We start from the raw sequence: 11,399 nt of genomic DNA on the forward strand, positions 1-11,399 counted from the left end.
GCAGGTGTTGCCTGCTCAGGGTGTCGGGGGGTGCCGGTGTAGGGTCAGAAGTCCCAGCGGGTCGAAAACATCACGTTGCGTGGGTCGCCGGCGTAGGACGAGGTGTAGAACCCGATGTTGGTGTAGTAGCGCTTGTCGAACACGTTATTGACGTTCACCGAGGCCGAGAGGTTTTTGGTGATCTGGTAGCGCGCCATTGCGTCAACCAGCCAGTACGGGTCTTGGGAGAAGCGCTGGGTCACTCTCTTGCCGCGGTTGTAGACGTCCTGCCAGGCCTCGCCCTGCCAGCGGGCGCCGCCGCCGAGGGTCAGTTTGTCGAGCGCGCCCGTCAGCTTGTAGCTGGTGTAGAAGTTCAGCTGGTCCTGAGGTTCCCAGGTGGAGAACTTCTTGCCGTCGTCATCGCGGATCACTTTGTGGGTGTAGCCCGCCTGCACTTGCCAGCCCGGCAGCAGTTCACCTGAGATCTCGGCTTCATAGCCCTTGGTTGTGGCCTGGACGCCCTTGTAGGCCCACTCGACAGGCGAGTTGGCCGGCATATTGTTGTTGTACTCAGTGTCTTCCTCGGCACGATTGGACTCATGGATCTCGAAGTAGGCCAGGCTGGCGTTCAAGCGGCCGTCGTAGAACTCACCTTTCAGGCCAATCTCGTAGTTCTCGCCTTCGTCTGGCTCGACCATCTTGTTGTTGCGGTCGGGCCGCAGTTGTTGCGGCATGAAGATCGAGGTATAGCTGCCGTACACCGAGAAATTTTTGTTCAGGTCATACACCACACCCGCATACGGGATGAGCTTGCCGGTTTCGCGCGAATCGTTGGTGCCGGTCAGGCGGTAGTCGGTCAGGCGTGAGCCGAGCAATACGGACAGATCATCGGTGATGCTCAGGCGGGTCGAGAAGTAGACGGCGGCCTGGCGGGTGATGTCGTCTTTTTCGTGGGCAGGGCCCCATTGTGGTTCAAGGCTGTCACCGTTCCATTCATAGAGCGGGAAATTGTTGCTGTCTCGATAGGTCGCTTCATAGCCGTAATAGTCGTTGCCTTCCCAGTGTGAACGCGACACCGAGGACCCGACGACCAACTGATGTTCGCGCCCAGCCAGGCTGAACGGCCCGGAGAGGTAGAAGTCACCGTTGTTGCTGATGGTCTTGCCGGTGAACTTGGAACCATAGACTGCAGTTCTGTCGGTAGTGCCCGAGATCGGCGACGCATAACCCAATGGCGCGTTGTACCCATTGAGCTGGTTGCTGTAGTTGGCCTTGGCGATCCAGCCATTATCCAGGGCGTGTTCCAGGGTGGCGAATACACTGCGGCTGTATTGCCCCCAGCTGCTCCACTTCGGCCCGTTGTTGTAGCCACGGTCGAACTTGATTTCATTGCCTACACCATCGAAAAGCGAGCGGCTGCCCGACCAGCTCGATCCTTTGGGATCGTTGTTCTGGTAATCGGCGCCAACGGTCAGCAGGGTGTCCGGGGAAAGGTCGAATTCGAGGATGCCGTAGTAGACATTGGTCTTGCGTTCGTAGTGGTCAATGAACGAATGCTTGTCCTGGTACGCCACAACGGCGCGCCCGCGGACATTGCCGCTATCGGTCAGCGGGCCGCTCACGTCCAGTTCAGAGCGGTAGTTGTCCCATGAACCCGCGCCCAGGCCTACGTGGCCCTGGAATTCGGCGGTCGGCTTCTTGCGCACCAGGTTGATGGTGCCGCCAGGGCCGCCGGCGCCGGTCATCAGGCCGGTGGTGCCCTTGAGGATTTCGACGCGATCGTAGATAGCCATGTCGCTGAGGGTCTGGCCAGCCGAGTAACCCTCATTGCGCGTAGTGGGTACGCCGTCATACTGGAAATTCTGGATCGGGAAGCCGCGGGAATAGTAGTTGGTTCGTTCGCTGTCGAAGGTCGAGACAGTGATGCCTGGCGTGTGGCGCATCACGTCGTCAATACCGTTCAGGCCGAAGTCGTCCATGGTCTGGCGGGTGACGACGGAAATCGACTGCGGTGTCTCACGCGGCGTCAGCACCATCTTCGTAGCGGTCGCGATGGTACCTGGCGTGTAGGAACCGGTGCCTTCGGTAATGGTGCCCAACTGGTTGGCATTGATCTGGGTCGCGCCCAGCTCCAAGGCGCCGGTGCCGGAGGCGGGTGCGTTGATGATCATCGAGCTGCCCTGCAGGCTGTAGCTCACGCCAGTACCGGCCAGCAGGCGTTCGATGGCCTGCACCGGATCCATCTTGCCGCTGACGGCGCTGCTGTGTTTGTCTTTGACGGTGTCCGGGCTATACAGGAGCTGCAGGTTGGTTTGTTGACCGAATACCTGCAACGCTGTACTCAAAGGTTGCGCCGGGATGTTCAATTCGAACTCTTGCGCCTGAACATAGCCCGCCACTGGCAGGCTGACCGCAAGGGCCAGGGCACTGGGGAGAACGTTTAATTTCAAAGCCCGTCGCATGGAGACTGCGGTGCTCAACGGGCTGAGGGCAAGCCGTACTGGCATGGATTGTTTCTCTTTTTAGATGTTAGCAGATAGGTACTTAATGCGGTTAATTCTCATTGCTGCATATGAGACGTTCGCACTCGCATAAACCGGAAAAATTTATGCGGGCTCCAGTTCTGCAACGACTTTTCCGGCACTCAAACGCACCAACTGGTCGGCAATATCGAAATAGCGGTCGTCATGACTGATCACGATGATCGTCTTGCCCAGGCGCTTGAGGTCCGGCAGCAGTTCCGTGTAGAAGATGCGGCGGAAGGCCGGGTCCTGGTCGGCGGCCCATTCGTCGAATACCAGTACCGGGCGCTCTTCCAGCCAGGCGTTGACCAGGGCCAGGCGCTTGCGCTGCCCGGTGGAGAGGTCGGTGGTGCTGAACACGCCGTCCTTGACGCTGACCTTGTGCGCGATTTCCAGGCGTTCCAGGTACTTGGCGGCGCTGTCCAGCGACTGCGTGGCACTGCCCTGTACCAGGTCATCGAATAGGTAGTAGTCGGCGAATACCGTGGTGAATAGCTGACGGTAGTCGTCGCGCGCCGGGTCGGTCACGGTTTCGCCGTTGAGGCGGATTTCCCCGGCGTGGGGTTGATACAAACCGAGCAACAGCTTGATCAGGGTGGTCTTGCCGCAGCCGTTCTCGCCGACAATGAACACGATATCGCCCTGCTGGATGCTCAGGTTGATCGGCCCCAGGTGGAACGGCTGGCTGCCTTCCACCGGCGGCGGGCTGTAGGTCACGCCGCGCAATTCCAGGCTGTTGACCACCGGCGTGGGGGCTTCGCTGCCATCCATGAGCAAGTGCGGCTCGGGTGACGAGAAGCGGTCGGACAGCTCGGTGATGCGCGCAAAGGCAATCCGCGCCTTGCCGATGATCGGCAAGTAGCCAACCACATGCTCCAGCGGGCCTTTCATGTACAGCAGCACCAGCACGAAGCCGGTGATCACTGCGGGGTCCGGGTTCGGGTTATAGGCCTGCATCGCCAGGGCCAGGCCGATGACCACGAAGAACAGCATCGAGCCGAAGGTCTTGGCGACGATATAGATGTTCACCGAACGCACCTGGATATCGCTGATGCGGTCGGCGGTTTCCTGGATGCGGTGGGTGTTCATGCGGTAGCGACGTGGGCGGTGGATGCGCAGCTCCTTGGCACCGGAAGCAATCGCGGAGTAGTAGCGTTGCAATTCGTCTTCCTGGTCGCGGGCTTCGTCGAAGCCACGGATGCCCTTGTGCCCGGCGATGAATTGCACGCTGCTGCCAATCACGATGGCAACGATCATCATCAGGAACATCGGCACCGACAGGTACGCCAGGTAGCCAAGGCAACCCAGGGTCACGGTAGTCGCGATGGCCAGCGGCGTGAACGCAAAGGAAAAATCACTGATGGTGTCGACGTCATGGGTCAGCACCGGGATCAGGCGGTGAGAGCGAAATTGCTCGATCTGCTCGATGGGCGCCGAAAGCACCTTCTCACCCAGTTCCTTGCGCAGTGCCGCAATGATGCGTTGGCCCACATAGTTGGTGCCGATATCGGAGACGATCGAGCTGGTGAGTGCCAGCACACACAACGCCGCAAACGTCAGAATCACCCCCTGCGTCATCCCGGTGGACGAGTGCAAGGCGTTGTTGATGGTCGCCAGCAACAGCGTGATGGCCAGGCCGCCGGCCATGCCCAGGGCGACGGAGACGGTCACGATGGTGCGAAAGGGCCTGAGCAATGCGAGCAAACCTTTGAAGGCGCCGCGCTTGGGGTCGGTCATAAATACTTCCCGGAAAGTGAAAAAAGAGGGGGCTGGGCACACAGACCCTTACCCATGACAAACGAAGGATTGGCGTGACTATTTAGCGCGGCGTGCCCGGCGGTGGCGGGGATGGATAAATTAGGCGGGGCCTGGTTCGTTCTTGTGGAGTAGCCGCACGCGTTTTGGCGCGTGCCTGATTTATCCAGCGAGAGCGAAACAATGACGAAAAGGAATCTGGTGTACGTGTGGTCACTGCGCAATGCCGCCGCCGACAAGGCAGGACAGCCAGTGGCCTACAAGGACCACGAGCGCTACATGATGTCGGTGCTGGAATCCCTGGCAGGGGCCCTGAACGACACGCCGCTGGGCGAGGCTTACAACCTGGTGGGCGTGGTATATGACGATGACGAGCAGAACCCGCGCGACCAGCAACTGGTCCGCGACTACGGCTTCGCCTACCAGCCGGGCAGCCAATGGCTGTACCCGGCCGACCTGCGCGTGCAGGGGCGCCTGGTCAATGACTTGTTGCTGAGCGTGCCGTCCACCTATCGGCGCCTGCCACGGGGCAGCGCGGAACACATCGCCGGCAAGCAGGACTTCGAACGTCGCCTGCACGACACGCTGGTGGAATTGAAGGCGGACATCGTGGTGCTCGACGGCCTGCTGGTGATCCTCGATGAGCTGGTGCGCCCTGGTGCGCCGTTTGCCGGCCGCATCATGAACATCCACCCGGGCATCACCCGTATCGAATCGCCGTACGAACGTCGCGGCGCCTATGCCACCTGGAACGCGCTGTACGGTGCGCGGGGGCTGACGGTCACGGATTGGGCGACCAAGGCCACCACGCCATCCGAGCCGCTGTACCTCACCGGTGCCTCGTTTCACTACGTGGACAACGGCATTGATTCCGGTGAAGTGTTCCACGACGTGCTCAAGACCGAGATCGCGCCGGACGACACCATCCTTGAGTTGCGCTGGAACAACTTCAACAACAGCCTGTTCCCGGCGTTGCATGAAGGGCTGGCGTTGTTGGCCCGGAAGGCAATCTAAAGCAGGCACGGTTGAACATGTGGGAGGGGGCTTGCCCCCGATGGCGGCAGTGACTGATACACCGCCATCGGGGGGCAAGCCCCCTCCCACAAATGGATTTCCAGTGTTCCTGGAGGTCGCGCATGACGCGAAACCCCATCCAATCCGCGCATATCGCGCATGCTGAAGGCAAGGCAATCTAAAGCAGGCACGGTTAAACATGTGGGAGGGGGCTTGTCCCCGATGGCGGCAGTGACTGATACACCGCCATCGGGGGGCAAGCCCCCTCCCACAAATGGATTTCCAGTGTTCCTGGAGGTCGCGCATGACGCGAAACCCCATCCAACCCGCGCACATCGCGCATGCTGAAGGCAAGGCAATCTAAAGCAGGCACGGTTAAACATGTGGGAGGGGGCTTGCCCCCGATGGCGGGAGTGACTGATACACCGCCATCGGGGGCAAGCCCCCTCCCACAAATGGATTTCCAGTGCGGTTAGAGGTCGCGTACGACGCGGAACCCAATCCAATCCCCCCGCGTCTGCGGGTAGATGGTGTTGCGGTTGCCCGAGCGTGAAAACACCGGTGCCTCGCCCCAATCATTGCCGCGAATCATGTAGCCCTCGCAGTTCGGCTCCATCCACGCACTGCCGTCGGTGGGCGCGCCGATGTAGTTGGGGTGTTCGCAGTCGGCCACGCGCTCGTAGACGTTGCCATGCATGTCGTACATGCCGAAGGCATTCGGCGGGTAGCTGCCGACCGGTGACGAGTAGCTGTAACCATCGGCCGGGCCATAGGTGTTGGCGTGCTTGGCAATGCTGTAGTCCTTGCCCTCGTCGAACGGGAAGGGGAACGGTCCGGTGGAGCCGGCACGCGCGGCGTATTCACGCTGGGCTTCGCTGACCATGTGGTACTGCTGGCCGGTTTTCTTCGATAGCCAGGCGACGTACTGCTTGATGTCGTCCATGTCCATGCACACCGCCGGCTGGCGCGGGCCCTGGGGGTAGCGCGGCTTGCTGGCGATGCATTCGCGGCCGGGGCGGGTGTCGCCGTCGGCGATCTTCACGCCGGTCTGGCGGATATAGCTGTCCCACTCGCCGGCGGTGATGTGGAAGCGGCTCATGGCGAACGGCTTGGCGAAAGTCACTTCATGCATCGGGCCTTCATCCGGCTCGCGGCCGACTTCATCCTCGGGGGTGCCCATGGTGAAGGTGCCAGCCGGCAGCACCACCATTTCCGGGCAGTCTTTGCAGTCCTTGAATACTTTGCCGGGTTGCGGCGTGGCGGCCTGGGCCAGGTTGGGCAGCAAGGCGCCGCACAGGGCGGTGAGTGCCAATGCCGTGAGGGGGTTGTTCATGGGGTCCTCTCATTCAAAGTGGAAAAGCGGTGCATTACACCCGTTGGTCCAGCAGCGTCATGAAACGCTGGATCTCATCGGAGGAATTAAGCAGGCCGGGCGAAGTGCGGATCACCGGGCCGACATCACGGTCCACCGCGTCGATCACCACGCGGTTTTTCATCATGTAGTCGGCCACGGCATCGCTGTCCTGGCCTTTGACCCGGAAGAAGGTGAAGCCGGCCGACAGTTCGGGGCTGCGCGGGGTGACCAACTCGATACGCGGGTGCGCCAGCAGGTGGTCTTTCAGTTCGCTGTTCAGGGCGTGGATGCGCGCCTGCACCTGCGCCTTGCCCAACTGCAGATGCAGCTTGAAAGCCTCATCCGCCGCCCAGCGATGCTCGAAGGCGTGATAACCGCCCGGGGTCATGGTGGTGGCGAAGTCCTTGTCTTCGGAGAAGGTCGGCACCATCGGGGTCACGTACTGGTTTTGCGGGTCGCGGGCGCACACCACACCGGTGCCCCGTGGGCCGAACATCCACTTGTGGGTGCCGGCGATGAAAAAGTCGCAGCGCATGTCCGGGAAGTCGAGGTTTTCCACGCCGAAACCGTGCACACCGTCCACCACATACAGGATGCGGTCCCTGTCGTCGCGGTTGCGGTTGTGTTCTTCCACCAGCTTGCCGATCTCGCCGATGGGCAGTTTCACGCCGCTGCCGGACTGTACCCAGGTCATGCCGAGTACACGGGTGTTGGGGCGGATATTGCGCTGGATATTGCCCAGCACCTCGTCCACGGACACCTGGTTGGCGTTTTTGAACAGGCTGATCTTGCGGACCTGGGTCTGCTCCTTGCGCACCCGGAAGTCCAGGCTGAACTCGGTAGCGTAGTGTTCGTGGACGGTGGTGAGGATCTCCTGGTCAGGCCGCACCTTGATCCCGCCATAAATCATCGCCAGCCCTTCGGAGGTGCTGCCGGTGAGGGCGATCTGCGCCGGCGTGGCCTTAAGGTAGCGACTGGCCCATTCGCGCACCTGGCCTTCACGTTTCCAGGTTTCCTGCAGGCCCCAGTCCATGGCCAGGCCCGGGTTGCGGTCGATCTGCGCGCGGTAGCGCTCGATGGCTTCGCGCACCGGCTTGGGGTGCGTGGCCACCAGGAAGTTGGAAAAATGCAGGTAGTCCGGGTCCTGGTTGAACAGTTGCTTGAACCCCGTCCATGGGTCATTCGATGCAGGGGCGGCGATAGCCTGGGGCAGCAGGGCGGCGCCCAGTGGCAGGCTGGCGGCAAATACCCCGGCCTGCTTGAGGAACGTACGGCGGTCGGTCATGGACTGGCTTCTGGATGATTAACGGTTGGCCAACGGCTTGGCGGATTTTTGTACCTGGTCCCACACCCGCAGGAAGTTGCCGCCCCACAGTTTGGCGATATCGGCTTCGGAGTAGCCGCGCTGGATCAGTTCGGCGGTGACGTTGCGGATTTCGCCGACGTTGTTCCAGCCCTGCACGCCGCCGCCATCGTTGAAGTCCGAGGCGAGGCCAACATGGTCGATGCCGATCTTGCGCACGGTGTAGTCGATGGCGTCCCCCAGGTCCTTGAGGGTGGCCTTGGGTTCTTCATCGAGGATGCCGTACAGCGCGCTGGCGTACTCGCCGAACTTGTGTTCCGGCCAGGCGGCGATGATCGCGTCGCCCGGCATCAAGGCCACGGCCAGGTTGGGCAGGGGCGGCAGGTCGAACCGTGCGCGCAGGGCATTGAGCTTGTCCCGGGTCGGCTGGCTCAACGGGCGCAGGTAGGCGGAGAAGCCCACGATCTGCACCACGCCGCCGCTCTGCTTGATCAGTTGCAGCTCTTTGTCGCTCAGGTTGCGCGGGATATCCACCGACGCACGCGGCGCCGAGTGGGAGGCGACCATCGGTGTGCGGCTCAACTGCGCCACCTGCTCCAGGGCCTTGGTCGACATCTGCGATACATCGATGATCACCCCCAGGTCATTGAGGCGGTGCACCGCTTGCTTGCCGATGTCCGACAAACCGTCGAGGGCGTCGGTGGAGTCATTGAAAAACGGCAGCGGGCGCGACGAGTCCGACCAGGCGTTGTTGCCTACATAGCTGAAGCCGAACATGCGCATGCCGCGCGCCGCCCACAGGTCCAGCAGGTTCAGGTCGTTGCCCAGCGGGTAGGCGTTGAGCATGCTGATGAAGATCGCGAACTTGCCTTCGCCGTGCAGGCGCCGGAAATCATCCGGGGTGTAGGCGATGGCGACCTGGTTGGGGTAGTCGCGCACCATGCCGCTGATGATCTTGTAGCGCACTTCCTGTTCGTTGCGGGCGGCTTCGACAAAACCGTCGGTGGGCTTGTGCGGTGCATTCGGGCCGTTCCAGATTTCCGGCCAGCCGAATATCGTCAGGGCCGCACCGGACAAGCGCCCGCGTGCCGCCTTGGCCAGGTCGAATTGGCCGCTGCCGTCCTTGTCCGCCTCGTTGCCAGCGGTGCCGAAATCGATGGGCACGGTGATATGGCTGTCGAACGACAACAGCCGGTCCTGCATTTCATTGGCCTGCTTGATCACCTCCAACGGGTAACCGGCATTGCCCTTGAACCAGTGATCCCAGACCAGGAAACCGGCCCCGGCACCGATGGCCAGTGCCAACGGCAAGCCGATATACAGCGCCTTTTTCGAACGTGGTTTTGTCATTGCCATCTCAGTCAGTTGAGGCCTTCGCTATCAGGAAAGAACGAGTGATAGGCAGGGAAATTTAGGCGGGCAGGGCGCGCCGGTAAATTTCCCCGGCGTGCAAACGTTCTAGCTCTGATAAAGCCGTTTCCTAAGGTAGACAATGACCATCTCTCGACGTGGGTTCATCGCAGGCCTGGCGCTGACCGGCGCCGCTGTGCCGGCCGCCTTCTATGCCCATCGCGAGTTGACGCGTGAAGAAGAATTGCCCATCACCCCCGGCGAAGCCACGGTAGACCTGGCCGATACCGCCGGCCAGCACCTAGCGAACACGCTGCGTGGGGTGTGGAGCCTGCGCCTGGAAGGCCGCGACGCCGGCCTCAAGGGCCTGCCGTTGGAAGGTCTGGAGTTGCTGCTCGACATCGCCCCCCGTGGACGTGGCTTGAGGGGGTACTTGGACACCGCTGCCAACCTGCGCGCCAGGGGCGAGCCACGTTACCGCGTGCTGGGTGACCTGCTGACAGGGGAGAGCGCCGTGCTCTATTGGCGCCTGATCGACCGCGACGCGATTGACGGCGTCCCCGCCTATGAGTTCAAGATGACCCTTGACCAGGTCTGGGCGGATTTTGCCAATGCCGGCAGCAGCACACTCAGCGGTCAGATCCTCGACCTCGACCGGCCCTTGGCGCTGGTCGAGCGTGATAACCGCTTTATCGCGCATAAACAGTGGTTCCCCGAGGCCCGGCAACGCATCGGTCTCAACCCGACCCTGCTGGCCTGGCTGATCTCCCCCGAACACCGTCTGTTCCACCAACTGTGGCATGCCACCCGTGACCAGTGGCACAAACTCTCCGAAGAAAAGCGCGACGCCCTGCGCGGCATCGGCTGGCAACCCGGCCCGCGTGGCCAGGAGCGCGACGCCCGGGGCAAGCGCAAGGACCGCAACGGTTCGGGTATCGACTTCTTCTTCATGCACCGCCACATGCTCGGCACCGCGCGCTCCATGCAGGACCTGCCTTCATGGCCGCAATTCCCCGAGCCGCAACCGGCCTTGGAGCGCGATCGCCTGGGCTTTCTGCGCTACTTCGACAACCACGACGGCTTTGCGCTGCCGCCCACCTGGTGGGCGCCGGATGACAGCGACTACACCCAGTGGGTCAGCGACATCAAGGCCGCCGAGACCTATCACAGCAATTTCCAGGTGTGGGAGTCGCAGTACCGCGACCCGCGCTACCTGGCCAGATTCACCCTGGGGCAGCTCGGTTCCGAAATGGAGCTGGGCCTGCACGACTGGCTGCACATGCGCTGGGCCTCGGTGCCCCGCGACCCGTCCAACGGCGCACCGGTGCCCATGGCCCGCGACCCCTCCGACTTCGCCCCGCGCTGGTACGCGGCGGAAAACGACTTCCTCGGCGACCCGTTTTCCTCCCACGTCAACCCGGTGTTCTGGCACTTCCACGGCTGGATCGACGACCGCATCGAAGACTGGTTTCGCGCCCATGAGCGCTTCAATCCGGGCGAAGTCCGCCGCATGGAGGTCAACGGCGTAGCCTGGTTCGCGCCGGGCCGCTGGGTGGAAGTCGGCGACCCCTGGCTGGGGCCGGATACCCACGGCTGCAGCACCACCCCAGGGTTGCAGATGGGCCGGTCGATGGAGATGGACCCGGAGACCATGAAGCTGGCGCTGCGCATCACCTTCGGTGAAGACGAAAACAGGCTGCAGGGGCTGTTCAAGCGGGTGCCGAGACGACCGTGGTATGCCCGTCACCTGAAACTTGCCTGAGGCTGTAGTGAGCGGGCTTGCCCCGCGCTGGGCTGCGCAGCAGCCCCATCAAAGCCGGTGTGTTCTTTCAGGTAAAACGAGGTGGCCGGATTAGGGCCGCTTCGCAGCCCAGCGCGGGGCAAGCCCGCTCACTACAACAGACCCGCCCACCACGGGAATCCCTCCGAGATTGAACCAACCCCGTCCCACCTTGTCCCCGCTTCCCATGTCACCCCCCGCCCGCCAAATCCCTTAATTTTCCAAGCCTGCCGGAAGCCTCTCCAGGCCCCCGGCTGCGCCCGCGTTTTTTGACCGCGGTGCGCCCAGCAGACCCGATCCAAACGGCAGCTGAAAACGGACTTTCTTCTCAACCGTGACTTA

7 protein-coding genes are annotated in these 11,399 nt (G+C 62.1%); 2 read left to right on the forward strand and 5 right to left on the reverse strand.

What is annotated here, in order from left to right; genetic code table 11:
* Positions 1-44: 44 nt before the first annotated feature.
* Together M2497_RS13585 and M2497_RS13590 are read right to left on the reverse strand one after the other, a co-directional pair.
* On the reverse strand, positions 45-2,441 hold the full coding sequence (locus M2497_RS13585; protein WP_282579057.1) for a TonB-dependent siderophore receptor: 2,397 nt from the start codon (positions 2,439-2,441) through the stop codon (positions 45-47).
* A gap of 144 nt (positions 2,442-2,585) precedes the next feature.
* A complete protein-coding gene (locus M2497_RS13590) occupies positions 2,586-4,238 on the reverse strand; it encodes a cyclic peptide export ABC transporter (RefSeq protein WP_248487943.1) in 1,653 nt (550 codons plus the stop codon).
* 201 nt (positions 4,239-4,439) lie between these two features.
* Between M2497_RS13590 and M2497_RS13595 the strand changes: the two genes are divergently transcribed.
* Positions 4,440-5,270, forward strand: a complete 831-nt coding sequence (locus tag M2497_RS13595; RefSeq protein ID WP_248487944.1) for a N(5)-hydroxyornithine transformylase PvdF — start codon at positions 4,440-4,442, stop codon at positions 5,268-5,270.
* A gap of 472 nt (positions 5,271-5,742) precedes the next feature.
* On the opposite strand, the gene M2497_RS13600 is transcribed toward M2497_RS13595, so the two are convergent.
* From M2497_RS13600 to pvdM, 3 genes are read right to left on the reverse strand one after another with little or no spacing between them, the layout of a single operon-like run.
* Positions 5,743-6,603 carry a formylglycine-generating enzyme family protein gene (locus M2497_RS13600; protein ID WP_248487945.1) on the reverse strand — a complete coding sequence of 287 codons (861 nt, stop codon included), beginning with the start codon at positions 6,601-6,603 and terminating at the stop codon, positions 5,743-5,745.
* 34 nt (positions 6,604-6,637) lie between these two features.
* The gene (locus M2497_RS13605) at positions 6,638-7,909 is read right to left on the reverse strand and encodes an aminotransferase class V-fold PLP-dependent enzyme (RefSeq protein WP_248487946.1); all 1,272 of its coding nucleotides are present in this window, start codon (positions 7,907-7,909) and stop codon (positions 6,638-6,640) included.
* A gap of 18 nt (positions 7,910-7,927) precedes the next feature.
* Positions 7,928-9,277 (reverse strand): dipeptidase, encoded by a 1,350-nt coding sequence (gene pvdM / locus M2497_RS13610; RefSeq protein WP_248487947.1) that lies wholly within the window; start codon positions 9,275-9,277, stop codon positions 7,928-7,930.
* A gap of 142 nt (positions 9,278-9,419) precedes the next feature.
* Here pvdM and M2497_RS13615 point away from each other — a divergent pair, with 142 nt between their 5' ends.
* Positions 9,420-11,039, forward strand: coding sequence for a PvdJ/PvdD/PvdP-like protein (locus tag M2497_RS13615; protein WP_248487948.1), 1,620 nt, complete (start codon positions 9,420-9,422; stop codon positions 11,037-11,039).
* Positions 11,040-11,399: the final 360 nt, after the last annotated feature.

This window comes from Pseudomonas sp. CYM-20-01 (genome assembly GCF_023169845.1).
Classification (GTDB): Bacteria; Pseudomonadota; Gammaproteobacteria; order Pseudomonadales; family Pseudomonadaceae; genus Aquipseudomonas; species Aquipseudomonas azotoformans.